The organism is Paenarthrobacter sp. 10N417 (genome assembly GCF_056394745.1).
Genome location: NZ_JBFTIL010000014.1, coordinates 72,161 through 87,460, shown reverse-complemented (window position 1 = coordinate 87,460; position 15,300 = coordinate 72,161). Strand labels below are relative to the sequence as shown.

General features: G+C 63.3%; 11 protein-coding genes. 4 read left to right on the top strand and 7 right to left on the bottom strand.

What is annotated here, in order from left to right:
* Positions 1 to 2: 2 nt before the first annotated feature.
* A complete protein-coding gene (locus AC1DCM_RS17150) occupies positions 3 to 773 on the top strand; it encodes a triose-phosphate isomerase family protein (protein WP_477519146.1) in 771 nt (256 codons plus the stop codon).
* Between the two features lie 69 nt (positions 774 to 842).
* Here AC1DCM_RS17150 and AC1DCM_RS17145 read toward each other — a convergent pair whose 3' ends face one another.
* From AC1DCM_RS17145 to AC1DCM_RS17135, 3 genes are all read right to left on the bottom strand, one after another.
* Entirely contained in the window at positions 843 to 4,403 is a 3,561-nt protein-coding gene (locus tag AC1DCM_RS17145) for a TM0106 family RecB-like putative nuclease (RefSeq protein WP_477519145.1), read from the bottom strand.
* Positions 4,404 to 4,527: 124 nt separating this feature from the next.
* A complete protein-coding gene (locus AC1DCM_RS17140; protein WP_477519144.1) occupies positions 4,528 to 6,147 on the bottom strand; it encodes an ABC transporter permease in 1,620 nt (539 codons plus the stop codon).
* Complete coding sequence (locus tag AC1DCM_RS17135; RefSeq protein WP_477519143.1) at positions 6,147 to 7,055, bottom strand: ABC transporter ATP-binding protein; 909 nt, start codon at positions 7,053 to 7,055, stop codon at positions 6,147 to 6,149. The genes AC1DCM_RS17140 and AC1DCM_RS17135 overlap by 1 nt, the downstream gene beginning before the upstream one ends.
* A 200-nt stretch (positions 7,056 to 7,255) precedes the next feature.
* On the opposite strand from AC1DCM_RS17135, the gene AC1DCM_RS17130 reads away from it, so the two are divergent.
* Positions 7,256 to 7,711, top strand: coding sequence for a nucleoside deaminase (locus AC1DCM_RS17130; protein ID WP_477519142.1), 456 nt, complete (start codon positions 7,256 to 7,258; stop codon positions 7,709 to 7,711).
* A gap of 93 nt (positions 7,712 to 7,804) precedes the next feature.
* On the opposite strand, the gene AC1DCM_RS17125 is transcribed toward AC1DCM_RS17130, so the two are convergent.
* A complete protein-coding gene (locus tag AC1DCM_RS17125; protein ID WP_477519141.1) occupies positions 7,805 to 10,075 on the bottom strand; it encodes a hypothetical protein in 2,271 nt (756 codons plus the stop codon).
* Between the two features lie 324 nt (positions 10,076 to 10,399).
* Here AC1DCM_RS17125 and AC1DCM_RS17120 point away from each other — a divergent pair, with 324 nt between their 5' ends.
* A complete protein-coding gene (locus AC1DCM_RS17120) occupies positions 10,400 to 10,834 on the top strand; it encodes a CBS domain-containing protein (protein ID WP_442002488.1) in 435 nt (144 codons plus the stop codon).
* A gap of 63 nt (positions 10,835 to 10,897) precedes the next feature.
* On the opposite strand, the gene AC1DCM_RS17115 is transcribed toward AC1DCM_RS17120, so the two are convergent.
* Positions 10,898 to 11,194 (bottom strand): hypothetical protein, encoded by a 297-nt coding sequence (locus AC1DCM_RS17115; protein ID WP_216926150.1) that lies wholly within the window; start codon positions 11,192 to 11,194, stop codon positions 10,898 to 10,900.
* 90 nt (positions 11,195 to 11,284) lie between these two features.
* Between AC1DCM_RS17115 and AC1DCM_RS17110 the strand changes: the two genes are divergently transcribed.
* A complete protein-coding gene (locus AC1DCM_RS17110; RefSeq protein WP_477519140.1) occupies positions 11,285 to 13,786 on the top strand; it encodes a Tex family protein in 2,502 nt (833 codons plus the stop codon).
* 108 nt (positions 13,787 to 13,894) lie between these two features.
* Here the strand turns inward: AC1DCM_RS17110 and AC1DCM_RS17105 are convergent, their stop codons facing one another.
* Together AC1DCM_RS17105 and AC1DCM_RS17100 are read right to left on the bottom strand one after the other, a co-directional pair.
* Positions 13,895 to 14,299: a DUF1622 domain-containing protein gene (locus AC1DCM_RS17105; RefSeq protein ID WP_442002490.1), complete on the bottom strand. Its 405-nt coding sequence runs from the start codon at positions 14,297 to 14,299 to the stop codon at positions 13,895 to 13,897.
* 15 nt (positions 14,300 to 14,314) lie between these two features.
* Positions 14,315 to 15,229 carry an MSMEG_6728 family protein gene (locus AC1DCM_RS17100; RefSeq protein ID WP_477519139.1) on the bottom strand — a complete coding sequence of 305 codons (915 nt, stop codon included), beginning with the start codon at positions 15,227 to 15,229 and terminating at the stop codon, positions 14,315 to 14,317.
* Positions 15,230 to 15,300 lie beyond the last annotated feature (71 nt).

The window sequence follows — 15,300 nt, the reverse complement described above, 5'->3', positions numbered from 1 at the left end:
CCGTGAGTAATGCTGCCCTTACAGGCCCCTTGTTTATTGGGGTCAGTACCAAGATGTACATGGGTTATGCGCAGAGTCTGGCGTGGCTGGAGCAGTTGCTGGCAGAAGTGGACGCCCGTCCGGCCCTTCGGGCCGGGCGGGTGGTCCCGTTTGTGATCCCGTCATTCCCGGTGCTGCCCACAGCGTCCGCGATGATTCAGGGTTCGCCGTTGGTCCTCGGGGCCCAGAACTGTGGCTGGTCGGATGGGCCGTGGACTGGCGAAGTCTCACCGTCGATGCTGGCCGAACTTGGTGTGGGCCTGGTGGAGATCGGCCATGCCGAACGGCGCCGGTACTTTGCCGAAGACGATGCCATGGTGGCCCTGAAAGTTCGTGCCGCCGTCGATGCCGGCCTGACGCCATTGCTGTGCGTCGGGGAGGCCGTTCTTGCTGACCCTGAAGATGCCGCCCCTACCGTCTTTGGTCAGGTCAAGGCGGCCGTGTCCGGAGACTGGTCCATCGCTTCCCAATTGGTGATCGCCTACGAACCCGTGTGGGCCATCGGTGCTGGAGAGCCGGCGTCGGCCGCTTATGTGTCCCAGATTGTAGCTGCTCTGCGGGCATTACTTGCTGCCCACGGATTGGCTGAGCTGCCCATCATCTATGGCGGCTCGGCCAAGCCCGGTCTGCTGCCGCAGCTGGATGGTGTCTCCGGACTCTTCCTGGGCCGCTTCGCGCACGACGCCACGAATTTCGGCCGTGTGCTGGATGAGGCCCTCGCCCTCCCCATCTGACTGGCATTTGTGGTTGTTCCCAGTGCTGGGAACAACCACAAATGCCAGCTACTTGGGCCGGGTGTGCGCTTAGGCGACCCCGCGCTGGCATAGGGCCACAAAGCCGCCAAGGTTTTCCAGACCCTCCGGATGCGTCGGGAGGTAGTTGGTCAGTTCAGGCGAACGCACGACGACGGCACGCCACTGCCCGCGCGACACCGCCACGTTGATTCGGTTGCGTAAGAGCAGGAACTCCATGCCGCGCGGTACTTCCCCTGCGGCTGAGGCTGCCATGGAGACGATGACCACCGGCGCTTCCTGGCCTTGGAACTTATCTACTGTTCCTACCCGCACTTTTGCCAACCCTGCTGCACGGAGCTCGTGCTTGATCAGTTGTACTTGGGCGTTGTAAGCCGCGACCACCAAGATGTCGGTTTCCTCGAGAGGCCGGCTCGCCGGGGTATCAGAGGGGTCAGTCCACGGCAGGCCCACGTGTGCCTGGACCTGCCGGACAACCTCTGCGGCTTCCTCGGGCGAGCTCGTGGAGTTGCCTGTGTGAGAGACGTAAACACAGGAGATGCCAGGGCTGGCATCTTCCAAGTGGCGAAGCGATGCGGCCGGCGCTGCTTCGAGTCGGTTGTCATAGGAGAGCTCGGAGACTGCGTCACACAGGGCCGGATGCATCCGCCAGGACAACGCGAGGAAATATCCGAGTTCGGGGGGCAACGTGTTGTAACCATCCGACAACCACCCCAGCGCAGATTCGTCCACGGGTTCAGGGTGTTTGCCCTGGGTGACTTGCGGTAGTTGCTGGGGGTCACCCAACAGCAGGAGGCGTTTTGCTGCGCGGCTCACGGCCATCGTATTCGCCAGGGAGAACTGTCCGGCCTCGTCAATGACCAGCAGATCCAGCGAGCCAGCGGGAACTTCCTTACCTACCATGGCCCACGCAGTACCGCCGACCAGAGCACCGCCCGGTTTGGACAAGATGTCGCTGACGTCGGCCTTGGCGCACGCACTCCACGGCACCGGTTCACCGTGTTTCACTTCCTTGGCCACGCGTTCTGGATCCACGCCCGCTTTCTCCACGGCAGCGCAGAGCATGTGCTCCACCACGGCATGGGACTGCGCCACGACGCCGACTTTCCAGCCATCTGCCACGAGCCGGGCCAGGACGTGGGCCCCCACGTAGGTCTTGCCGCTGCCGGGAGGGCCCTGGACGGCCAGGTAGGAATGGTCCAGGTCCTTTACTGCCGCAGTGATGGCGTCGATGTAGCCATCAGGGCCGGATCCCACGGCGGGCAGGGATTCCAGGCTGCGCAGTTTTGGCGGCTTCCTTCGCACCAGGTCCAACGCTGGATCTTGGGGCCATTCCGGCAGGGAATCCCTTAGCCTGCTGGCCAATGCTGCAAGAGCAGCCCTCTGGCCGTTCGTCGGAATCGGATTGTCTGGCGTTAGCGCCATTGGTAGCTGGCTAAACTCCGTGGAGTCCTTGCGAAGTCCTTCGCAGATGGTGACTGTCTCGGCGTCGTCCGTCTCCCCGACCTCAATGACGTCCGTGCCCCACCAGCCAGCACGGCCGAGCACGGAGGATTCATTTGCCACCAACGCATCGGGCAGGGGCGGACCGTACATGCGGAAGTACGTCTTGCCCGGCTCCAATCCCGCGCCGTCCCCGGAACGGCCGAGCAGCTTCACGATCCGGGCAGGGCGACTGCGAGGCGTTGGTTTAGCCCAGTCCTGCAGCACTTCAGCCCGCTCCACCGTGAATATATCGCGTGCGTCCTCCCACTGAGACACGGGCTTTTCCAGGCGGTCGAAGTGCCCCCACCAATATTGCTTGTCCTCACGCCGGTGATATCCAACGCCCGCTGCCACAATCGCTATGGCCCGGGAATCGGGGGTGGCTCTCTTGTCCTCGGGCAGTCCGGCGATGTAGTCGAACAGTGCTTTCTCTTCCGGCGCCGCCTCATACCGGTCCGGTTCCGTCTGGTCCGGTTCGGCATCTGCTGGGGCCGAGCCCTGCGGCACGATGGACCGCTCGGCGGCGCGGGCAAGAAGCCAATTGCGCAGCTCCAAGGTTGAGAGACAGTCGTACTCGTTGTAGTCCCTGATGCTTTCGAGGATGGCCGCAGCCTGCTCAGGGTTATCGGTGTCCCGCGCCGTGCAGTAGTCCGCGTAAGCAACCACGGAGGCTCCTGCGTCGGTCACGTCACCGGAGCGCAGGTGCTGGCCCATATACAGAGGCTCGAGCTTCTTGATGCTGTACGAATTCTCGGACACGCGGATGCTGTGCCGGACCGTATCGAAGAGGTCCACCAGGACGCCTTGGCGCAAAAGATCGTCGACGGCGGTTTCGCCCACCACGTGCGTCAAGGACAGGTTGCGCAGTGCCGTCTTCTCGTAGGCCGCGTAGTGGTAGATATGCATGCCGGGGTAGCTGGCACGGCGCTTGGCAACATACTCCAGGAAGTCTATGAATGCCTGGCCTTCTTCAGCCCGCGAATGTGCCCAGAACGGGCGGAAAACCGGTTCAGCGCCAGGCTCCACGGGGTTTTCGATGACTCCGAAGAGGTACTCTAGACCCCATTTGCCCGTGGCTGGATCCTGCCAGAGGGGATCGCCCTCGAAGTCAAAGAAGATGTCCCCGGGGTCCGGCGTGGGGAGCCTGCCGAGAGTGTTGTCCGGCAGCACCTTGTAGCTCACGGCCTTGGCTTCCCCGGCTTTGTCCGTGTAGTTCACGGTCCCATCAGGGGTTCCTGTGCCCGTCTGGAGCTGGGCTTGCTCCCGAAGGCGCAGCAGCGTGGGGTCGCCGCCTTCCGGAAGCGCGGCCAGTTGGTCGATGGTGGTGACCCCGGCTTCCATCAGCTTCTTGCGGCGGCTGATACGCATACCGGCAACCATAAGGAGGTCACGATGCAGTTTTACTTGCTCGGCGCAGTAATCGCAGCGGCCGCACGCGGAGAAACGGGAGTCGCCCCATTCGACGGGACCTGAAGCCATGTGGGCCGTGGTCATTTTGAGGAACCGTTCCCGGCGTTCTTTGAAAACCGGCAGAATCTCCGCGAGCGGGTGATCACTGTGCACCCGGTTGCCCAGCACCAACGTGACCGTGGGATCCGGCGTAATACCGGCCTGAAGGAGTTGATCGCCATAGGCAGCCAGCTGCAATAGGGCAGTGACCTTGGCATGGCGGGCAAGCTTGGTATCGAAGACGGCGTACTGGCCGCCAGGACGCTTGACCAGGAAGTCCGAGCGCCCGTGGAATTGGCCATCGAAGAATGCAGCCTGGAACACGACATCCGCTCCGGAACCCAAGGCGTCGATGGATTCCGCATGCTTGGCCAAAAGGGTGGCGCGGTCCATGGCGGAGGCGGGAACGACGTCGTAGACGCCCTTTCCTGTAGCCGGGTCCCACGGCCCGAACTCAACCACGAACTCGTCCAATACCCTGTGCTCGTGGACATCGCCAAGCTTTGCAGTGCGCTCCAACATGGCATCTGCCGCGAACTCAGCTTTGGGAGAGCGGCCCAGTTTTTCGTCGAGTTTCCGGAGCAGCTGGTACTCACAGGTGGCAGCGATGACAAGATCGCTGGCCGAGAACACCAAATCCTGCGGCGCGCCAGCTATCTCCGAATCGAGAAAGAACACCGTGACCTACTCCCTGTTGCCGGATGACCCACGCGAAGTGGACCATGAAGCCAAGCTATCAGCGGGCACCGACAATTTAGGACCCCATCGGCAGACCCAAAGAATGCGGCAGACTGTGCGGATCTCACGCGGTGAGGTCCCGGCGTCGGAGCAGGTAGGCCGCTAGTCCTGCTCCGGTCACGGCAATGCCGGTCATGGTGAGGGCAGCTGCGGGGTCGAACGCTTCGATGGGCATCGCGGCTGTGTGGCGGAACGGGCTGAGATCCTGGAGCCAAGCAGGCAGGCGCATCAGTTCGCCGAACTGTCCCAGGACCAGACCCACGGCTAGGAACCCCCACCCGAAGGCAATACTCATCCGGGGGATTGTTGCGAATGCCACCGCTGCGACGGCGACGAATACGACGGCGGCCGGCACGTGAGCCAGGGCGGCACCAACCAGCAGGCCCGGCGGCCCGCTTGCGACGCCTGAGAGGGCAAGCCCCACGGTGGCTGCTGTTCCCGCGACCGCCGCGACGACCACTGCCGACACCGTGGCGAGGATCAGGTTCGCCGCCAGCCACCGTGCCGCGGAATGGGGTGTGGCAAGGAGAAGTTCGGCCCGGCCCTCAGCTTCTTCTGCCCGGAGCCGCAGGACCACCTGGATGCCGGCAGCCGCGGCCAGGACGCCCGCGATGCCCAGAAGCGCCGTGGTGAAGACGTCGATGAGTTCACCCCGGCCACCAGGGACGAGCCGGACGATCAGCTCCCGGAGCGACTGGTTGCCACCGATGACGTTGGTGACTACGGGGCCCAGTCCACCGGCGATGCTGCCGAGTAGGGCCGCGAAGATGCACCAGCCCAGCAAGGTCAGCCGTTGCTGGCGCCACGCCAAGCCCAGAAAGGAGTTACCCCCGGGTACTGCCCGGTCCCGTCCGGCATGTTCGGGCAGAAGGCTTTCGCCCAGGTCCCTTCGACTCCTGAGCGCCAGGACAGCCAGGGCCAGAACAAGGCTCACGGCGGTCAGGACCAGCAGCGGTGTTGGGTCTGCGACCGTGAACGGCCGGGATCGTTGCCCCAAGCCGATGGGCGAGAGCCACGAAAACCATCCGCTGGTCACATGGGTCAGATCAGAGGATGGGGTACCGAAGGCGTCCCCGATGCCGCGCACGAAATAGGCTGCCCCGACCAGTCCGGCGGCTGCGCCGTTGGCTGCCCGGCCCGAGGGCATGATCTGCGCCACCACCGCACTGACGGCAACGAAGAATGCCCCGACAGCACCCACAGCGGCTCCTGCCGTGAAGGCTCCTGACCCCGGCAGTCCCGCGGCAAGGAAACCGGCCGCCACACAGAGCGCCAAGGTCAGATTCGCTATCCCGCCCAGGATAAGGGTGGCCATCAGGGGCGCTGCTCTGCGGACCGGGACAGAGCCGATCAGTTCTGCCCGTCCGAGTTCCTCGTCCGTGCGTGTGTGCCGGATGACCAGAAACGTGCTCATCAGTCCTGCCAGGACGGCGGTGAAGGCGTAGCCCTGGAAGAACACCACCGCTCCGATGCTGGTCCCGTCGGGCAGTCCGCGGACGAACAGGAACGCCGGGCTTGCCCCGGCCACAGATATGATCGCCTCCCGGGATGCCTCGTCAGCAAATTCAGTGGCGACGGCATTGGCGATAATGAAGCCCAGAAAAGCGATACCCAGGATCCAGACAGGCAGCAGCACCCGTTCCCTTCGTGCCTGGATCAGGATTAGTCCCATCACGCCAGACATCAGCGCACCTGGCTGTCCGCGTTGCTGTAGTGGCTGAGGAAAAGGGACTCCAACGACGGCGGAGACACCGTCAGCCCGCTGATCCCGGCAGTCGCGGCTGCTTCCAAAACAGTGGCAAGATCGGCCGGGTCCACATCGAACTCAACGATGTCACCGTCAGTTGTGGCGTCCTGCACTCCGGGCAGGGCCGTCAGCAACGCCGAGTTGGTGGCTTCGACCCTGAAATGGGTGAGCTTCAGGTGCCGTAACTCCGATAGCGTCCCCGATTCCACGGCCCGTCCTGCCCGGATGATCGTCACTCTTTCGCAGAGATGCTCGACCTCGCTAAGAATGTGGCTGGACAGCAGCACCGTGGCACCGTCTGCGGTAACGCGCTGAACCTGACGGCGGAACACCGACTCCATGACAGGATCCAAACCGGCGCTGGGTTCATCGAGCAGATACAAGCGCGCCGGGCGGGCGAACGCCGCGATCAGGGCCACCTTCTGACGGTTTCCCTTCGAATACGTCCGTGCCTTACGCCGCGGATCCAACTCAAACTCCTCAACGAGGTCCCGGCGAAGCCGTTCATCGACGCCTCCACGCAGCCCGGTGAGCAGATCGATGACTTCCCCACCTGAAAGGTTCGGCCACAAGCTCACATCTCCAGGAACATACGCAACGTCCCGATGGGCGCGGACCGGATCCTGCCATGGATCCAAACCGAAAACCCGCGCAGTTCCTGAGCTGGGGCGCATAAGTCCCAGCAGGACACGCAGGGTTGTTGATTTCCCGGCACCGTTAGGGCCCAGAAAGCCGTGGACTTCGCCTTCATGGACATGCAAATCCAGTCCATCAAGGGCACGGGTCCTGCCGAAAGTTTTGACTAGCCGTACGGCGTCGATGACTGGCTCTGATGCTGATGACATGGCGGATCCTGTCCCTCGGTCCAACGACCGAGGCGGATGCCAGAGCCGTTCCGCAGGCCCAACAGCCAGCGGGCCGACCAGGCTTCCCGGCTCTCCGAACCACAGCCTACGTCCGCTGGCCCGTGCGGGGAAGAGCGCGAGGGAGCAACCCTGCTGGATAGGCTGGGACAACGGCCCAGAACATCCAAGGACGGAACACCATGACTGAAACAGCACGTAGCACAGCCGATCCCGCTTTCGAAGCCGCCTACGAGGCCGCACAGAAGAGCCTCAGCGAGGGCGGAATCCCCATCGGCGCCGCTTTGGCCCGCGACGGGAAGGTCATCGCGAGTGGGCACAACGAGCGTGTCCAGCATGGCGATCCGATCGCGCATGGCGAGATGTCCGCGTTGCGCGCGGCAGGGCGGCAAAAGAGTTACCGGGACACCACGCTCTACACCACGCTTGCGCCCTGTGCGATGTGCACGGGAACCATCATCCAGTTCAAGATTCCGCGCGTCGTGGTGGGCGAAGCGGAGACGTTCCCGGGCGAATTCGACCTCCTGCGTTCGCGTGGTGTGGAAGTCGTGGTCCTCGACGACCCGCGCTGCGTGGACATGATGCGTACGTTCCAGGAAGACCACCCTGAACTGTGGGCTGAGGACATCGCGGAATAACTGCAACAGAAGAGGGCGCGACGGCGGCACCAAGGGCGGGATGCCGCCGTCGCCGGCTGCTGGGGAGCCATTTACCGACTAGCCATCCGACGACTATTTGGCAGGCTTCCTCGGAGCCGACCGGCGGGAACGGGCCGCCGGAGTTGATGGGATCAGGTCCTTGACCTGGGCCAGGACAATCGGGTTCACGCCGCGGGAGCCCAGATCTTTGGCGAGGGTTTCCACCTCTGACTTTGCCGCTGCGGTGTTATCCGCCTTCACATGCAGATCTCTCCGCAGTTCCACGAGGTTCCGGTACGCCAGGTTGTTCGCCGCACTGCTGCCCTCCTGGTAGCTCGCAAGCCCGGCATCGGTCAGCGCAAGTGCCCGCTCAGGATCGGCGCTGTGGTGCTTCACCATCTTGTCTTCCTTGCGCCGATAGAAGTCATCTCCCACGGATTGCGCGACGGCGGTGGCCGCCTTGACGCCCAAAGGCTCGCCGCCGAACCGCTCGGCTGCCTCGGTAAGGGCGTCCAGCCCTTTGCTCAGGTGCGGCGACATGGACCCTTCGAAGGCGAGCGTGAGCCCTACTTCCCGCGTGAAGAACTCGGGTGCAAACCGGTCCTCCTCCCGTGTGACCGGGAAGCCGACCCGCAACGGCAAGGTGTTGGACGCCTGGACGATGCCCTCGGTGGAATAGATGGCGCGGACCAGGTACTGGCCGGGCTCATCGAAAGCGAAGCCCTGCACTCCAAATGCCAGCTGTACCAGTTGGCTGTAGCGGTCGCTGCCATCGCTCGTGACGCCGGCGGCTGGTTCCAAGGTCACCGGTTCAGGGAGGCCGTAGAAGCAGACCACGGATTCGTGCAGCACCACGGTTCCGTCCGGCTTCTGCACGTACACGGTGGTGTTCCCGAACCTGGGATCCATCCGGCCGTCCACCACCACGGGAACGTCGCTGGTGTTGCGCAAGCGGAATTCAATGGACACAGGCTCCATATAGTCGAAGTGGCTCTTGGCTGAGAGCGTCAGTTCAATATCGCTGCCTGGTCCGGAGACGGTCATGGCGCCGGCAGGGGATTCCAGATGCCCACCGGAAGCCCACGGATCTCCACCCATAATCACGGATGCGCGGTCGCCATGGCGCATGTGGAGCAGTTCGTCGTCGTCGAACCTGAACCGGAAGTTGCCCCAGAATGTATCCGTGCCGTTGCGCTGATCGTATTTCCAGTCGTAGTTCATCCACGACAAGGAATCCGGCCTCGCCTTGTCCCACGCATGCAGGAAGTTGAAAGCGTGCCCTGCCTCGTGGACCCACGTGTACAGGAAGTGGCGCATCGCCCAGGCCTGGTCCTGCGTGGTGGGATTGGAGACCAGGTTGGTGAACCAGGAGTGGTTACGGAAAACTGCAAAACCCTGGCGATCAGGGCCGCGACCCGCGCCGCCAAAGCCTGCAGCGGCGTCGAACATAATGCCCCCAACTCCGGCGGTGTCGAAGAGACCTGCCTGCACGCCCCAAAGGTTCCAGGCAGGCCATCCGGAGTTGAACTTGCCGAAGGAGGTCTCCATGGCATCGTGAAGTTCGCCGACGTTCCACGAGGCGAAGCCGGCAGCACTGTCATCGATCACTGTATGGACCGGATCGATGGTGACGGCGACGCCCGCGTCGCGGTACGCGGACTCGATGGTGATGGTCCGGTTCGCCAGGTCCGCAGGGCGGTTGTTGTGTAAGTGGCTGTTGTAAACGGGCGCTTTGGGTTCGATGTCCACGGACGTGCAGTAGTCGAGCTCAAGGTTCATATCGCGGAAACAGCCCGAGCGGTAGGTACACGCGTATGGCTGCCCGGCAACGCCGCCCGCCGTGAACGTGACCACTGCGCCAGTGATTGCGCCGTGGGACCAGGACACGGTGATTTCCACCGTTGTGGCGGGATGCGTCCCTTTCCAGAAGCGGACGGTTCCCGTGATATGTGCCTCCGCGCGGGTCATGGTGACAATCGGGGTATCCACGATCCATGACTCCACATAGGTCTTCACCAGTTGGTTGACGCCACCGGCTTTAACCCAGCGGGTGCTGTATAGATCGCCGCTGACTTTGTTCAGCACCGGAGATTCCACGCCTTGGCGGGGATCGACGTCCAAGCGGAGATCCAATGCGCTGCCGACAGGGCCATTGCCTGCCTGGTTGCCTTCATAGCGGCCGCTCACGGGAGCGGAGCGCCAGCACCGCCACCAGTCTTCGGAGGGCCATGTCAACATGCTGGGCTGGGCCCCAAAAGCGTGGGGTCCAAAAGCCTCAGGCCTAGAAGCGGACGGAAACGGGATGTCAGAGGGGTTGCTGGGGACAGGGTTGTAGTGGGTGCCGGGGACGTTGGGGGTGTCCATGTGAGGATCTTTCTCGCTCTGTAAGCAGTCAATATGCGTTCGTCCATCACAGGATGACCAGATGGACGGCATGACGGTTCAGGGCGGGGCGATGCATGTGAGGAGTCCCAAAGGGGGTGAAAGTGGCCATGCCCAGAAGCCGTGTGTAACCCAAAACGAGGATACTCCACCGAATGGATTATATCTAGGGAGGCATCTAAATTTTCTGCCCGGCAACCCGCCGGATCGCCTAGTCAGCCGCAGCAGCCAAGCGTAGGCTGGCAACATCGGCGTCGGAGCCGAAGGACCCCGCGTCGATGAACCCCATTCGATGAAGGAGGACCCATGAGTGTCGTACGTGAATTCATGACGACGGATGCCCAGTGCATTCCGGAGGACCAGACTCTTCAGGACGCCGCCCGCATGATGAGGGACTTGGACTGCGGTTCACTTCCCATCTGCGGCAATGACGGCAGGCTGACCGGCTTCATCACTGACCGCGACATCGTGGTCAAGTGTCTGGCCGAGGGAAGGGACGCCCGCGAAGTCCGGGCAAGCGAACTCGCCACCGGTAAGCCGTACTGGATTGACGCTGATGCCAACGTTGACGAAGCCATCAACATGATGGAAGAGCATCAGGTTCGCCGTCTTCCCGTCATCAAGGATCACAAGCTGGTAGGCATCATCAGCCAGGGAGATATTGCCCGCAACCACTACGCAGAACAGCGCGTGGGCGAAATGGTGGAGCACATCTCCTCCAAGGAGCACATGTCCCACTAGCGGCCAACCGGCCCGCTGTAATCCAGTAATCCAGGTAATCCAGCCGCCGCGAAGCGCTCCCCGTCAGAGGAACGCCTCGCGGCCCGTTCCTTCGCGCAGCACGAGTTCGTCATCCTCTATGGAGACAATCAGGCTCCTGGGTTTACCAGCGAGCTTTTTCGTTGCGCTGAGCTTTCTGCTGCGGACTTCAACTCCCACCGTGGCGCCTTTCGCCGGCAGCTCCACCGTGATTTCGTCGGCCATTCCCAACAGCATCTTGGTAGACACATCCCGTTCGGACACAGCTTCCTTGCCGTTGACGGTCACGCTCACGTCATCGGAAACAAACCCGTCCTGAAGGATGATGAGCAGTTCCTGCATGCTCCAACTACAGCACTAACAGCGCTCCCGGCATAGGCTTTCCGGAACCCGGACCTGAAAACTGTCGGTCATGTGAGGCAAACTGTCAGGGTGACTCAATCTCTCCAGCACCAGTCAGCCGATTCTGCCATCCATGACCTCATCGCCAACGAACTCGGCGTGAAGGCCTGGCAGGTCAAGGCCGCGGTGGAACTGCTCGACGCCGGATCCACCGTTCCCTTCATCGCCCGCTACCGCAAGGAAGTCACCGGGACGCTCGATGACACCCAGCTGCGCGACCTTGAGGAACGCCTCCGCTACCTGCGTGAGCTGGAAGAGCGGCGCAGGACCGTTCTCGAGGCGATAGCAGCCCAAGGCAAGCTGACCCCGGAACTGGAAGCCGCCGTCGTCGGTGCTGACACCAAGGCGCGGCTGGAGGACATGTACCTGCCCTTCAAGTCCAAGCGTCGCACCAAGGCACAGATTGCCCGCGAAGCCGGGCTGGAGCCGCTGGCCGACGTCCTGCTCGCCAACCCACAGCTGGACCCCGAAACCGAAGCCGCCAAGTACCTCAACGCCGAGCACTCCATTGAGGATTCTGCCGCCGCGCTCGCGGGCGCCCGCGCGATCCTGGTGGAGCGCGTCGCCCAAGACCCTGACTTGGCCGAGGACCTGCGTGAGAGGCTCTGGAAGCAGGGGCGCATGGTCTCCCGTGTCAAGAAGGGCATGGAGGCCGAAGGCCAGAAGTTCAAGGATTACTTCGAGTTCACGCAAGTCCCGTCCGGAATGCCGTCGCACCGGGTGCTCGCCTTGTTGCGGGGTGAAAAGGATGGCGTACTTGAGCTGGATCTCGCCGAAGCAGACCCCGCCGACGACGACGCCCTGGCCGCCGCCCGCGGCCGCTACGAGAACGCTGTGGCCAAGTGCCTTGGGGTCGCCAACCACGGCCGTCCCGCCGACCTCTGGCTCACCCAGACTGCCCAGCTCGCCTGGCGCGGTCGCATCCTGGACCGCCTCACCACGGATCTTCGCGGACGCATGTTTGCAGACGCCGAGGATGAAGCTGTTCGGGTCTTCGCCGCGAACTTGCGTGATGTCTTGCTCGCTGCGCCTGCCGGCAACCGCTCGACGCTTGGACTGGACCCGGGACTCCGCACCGGAGTTAAGGTGGCGGTGGTCGATGGCACTGGCAAGGTGGTTGCCACGGACACCATCTATCCCCACGCGCCCGCAAGGAAATGGGACGAGGCTTTGGCCACCCTTGGCCGCCTCGCCAAGCAGTACAACGTGGAACTCGTGGCGATCGGCAACGGCACAGCGTCCCGTGAAACCGACAAGCTGGCAACCGAGCTCATCAAGTCCCTCGAAGCCGCAGGTTCCAAGGGTGTCCAGAAGCTCGTTGTTTCCGAGGCTGGAGCTTCCGTGTACTCCGCGTCGGCCCTGGCAGCTTCCGAGCTCCCCGGCATGGACGTGTCGCTCCGCGGCGCTGTCTCCATTGCCCGCCGGCTTCAGGATCCGCTGGCCGAACTGGTGAAGATCGAACCCAAGTCCATCGGCGTGGGCCAGTACCAGCACGATGTCACCGCCGCCAAGCTGGACCGCTCACTGGACGCTGTGGTGGAAGACTGCGTGAATGCCGTGGGCGTGGACGTCAACACGGCGTCCCCCGCGCTGCTGAGCCGTGTGGCCGGCGTCGGACCGTTGCTGAGTGAAAACATTGTGGCGTACCGAAACGAGAATGGGCCATTTGCCAAGCGGAGCGACCTCAAGAAGGTGCCCCGGCTTGGAGCGAAGGCGTTCGAGCAGTGTGCAGGCTTCCTCCGGATCACCGGGGGAGCGGAGCCGTTGGATGCTTCCAGCGTGCACCCCGAGGCCTACTCCGTTGCCCGCAAGATCCTCGTCGCGGCTGGCGGCGGGCCCACCACTTCACTGGATCCGCAGACATTCGTTGACGGCACGTTCGGCCTGCCCACCGTCAAGGACATCATGACCGAGCTCGAGAAGCCGGGCCGCGACCCCCGGCCCGCGTTCAAGGCAGCTTCGTTCTCCGAGGGCATTGAAAAGATTTCCGACCTCAAGCCCGGCATGATCCTGGAAGGCACAGTCACCAACGTTGCCGCGTTCGGTGCCTTCGTGGACGTCGGAGTGCACCAGGACGGCCTGGTCCACGTGTCAGCACTGTCCAACAAATTCGTCTCGGACCCCCGCGAGATCGTGAAATCCGGTCAGGTAGTGCGGGTCAAGGTGCTTGAGGCCGATCCCGAGCGCAAGCGCATCTCCCTGACCTTAAGGCTCGACGACGAGCCCGGCACCGCGGGCGGCCGCGGCTCCGGCGGGCGTGCTCAGGGTGGAGGTAACCCTGGCGGAGGTAACCCGGGTGCACGAGATGCTGGAGGGCAGCGCTCAGGTGGTCAGCCGGGTCAGCGTGGCGGTGGTCAGCCTGGTCAGCGCGGCGGTGGTCAGCCGGGTCAGCGTGGCGGTGGTCAGCCTGGTCAGCGCGGTGGTGGCCAGCCGGGTCAGGGTGACCGTCGCCAGGGCAAGCCGCAGCAGTCTGAAGCTCCCGCCAACACAGCTATGGCCGAGGCACTTCGTCGGGCAGGACTCGGGAAGTAGCCAGCCGCAGCCGACGAAACCCCACCTTGTTCGCCTGTCATGCCGTACTACGGGATGATGGGCGAACAAGGGCGGGTTTTGACAGCGGAGCAAGCTACGACGGAGTGACTACGACGGAACCGACGAGCCATCCGGAACTGAACTGCCGCCGTCGTGGTCCTTTTCCTTCTGCCACGGCCAGCGGCCAGTGATCTCCAACTCAAGCGAGAAGCTCAGGAACGTCCGGATCAGCACGATGATCGCCAGGACGCCCACGCTCTCAAACGTGGGCGTCACAGCGACTGTCCTAATGATGTCGGCGGCCACCAGGAGCTCAAGGCCCAGGAGGATGGACCGTCCCAGCAATTGCCGGTAGGCCCGATAAGGAGAAAACGGGGCCAGGCCACTGGCGCGCTTGGGTTGGTATCCGCGCAAGGCGAGTGGGATGGAAACCAGCGCCCCAACCACCATGACTGCCACGCCGGCGAAGTCCATGTACCGGCCGACTTCTTCGATGATGTGCTGGAAATCCATGGCCGTCTCCAGCGGTTACTGTGCCGGTGCGGGGATCGGGAAGAAGACCCGCGGATCCTGCAGCAGTGCCGGGTAATCGAAGTCGGAGCGCTTGACCACGTCAGTGACTTCGAAGTTCCGGGCGAACTTACCCTCAACCGTGATAGGCCGTCCCTGGACCAGCCCGACGGCGAAGATCTGGCCGCCGTCGAACGGGACGGCGATCTCGGTCTTGCCGGGAAGAGTATTGAATGCAGCTTCCTGGGCTTGGCGTTTCCGCGTGGGCTTCTTCTCCAGTACCTTGGCAGGACGCTTTTTGGGGCCCTTGAGCTGGCGGCGGGACTTCTCTTCCGCGTACACAAATTGGTACTCGCCGGATTCTGAATCTGCGGCAGCCTTGGCCTTGCCGTGAGGAGGCATGCTCACAGTGGTGAGCTGTTCCGGGCGGATGTCTTCCACATTGGCCCGCAGGATCCAGAGACGGTCCTCTTCAGGGTCTTCAGGGTGGAATTCGTGCTTGGGCTCGGGCCAGATGTATTCGAGCTTTTCTTCGACGCCCGGGAAGAGCGGTCCGTAGAACTTGGGGTCCTTGCCAATGAGCTTGGAGCGGTGGCTGAGGTGCAGGTCCTCGTAGCCCAGCCACGGCGGCATGATGATCCGGGAGGCGTAATCCGGGTGTGCAGCCTGGGGTGCGAACTCCGCGATATTGTTGCGGGTGTTGTCCGGGTGGCCGCGCTGGATCCACTCGTCGGCCATTGCCAGGCCGTACATGGTGAGGGCGGGGACGTGGCCCATCCACATACGGACGGCCGGGTGCTGCTGCCAACCGTACTCCGGGATGACCAGTGCGCGGAGGACCTGGAGGGCTTCGACGCGCTGTTTGCCGAGCCTTGAGGTGTCGAGCGCCGCGGCGCTCTCACGGAAATCGGCGAAAGGGAGGAAAGTCTGCATCCTTTCAGTTTGGGGGTCCCGCGGCGAAGAACCAAGTTGAGTGCTCCGGGACACGTGCGGATATGGGGCCT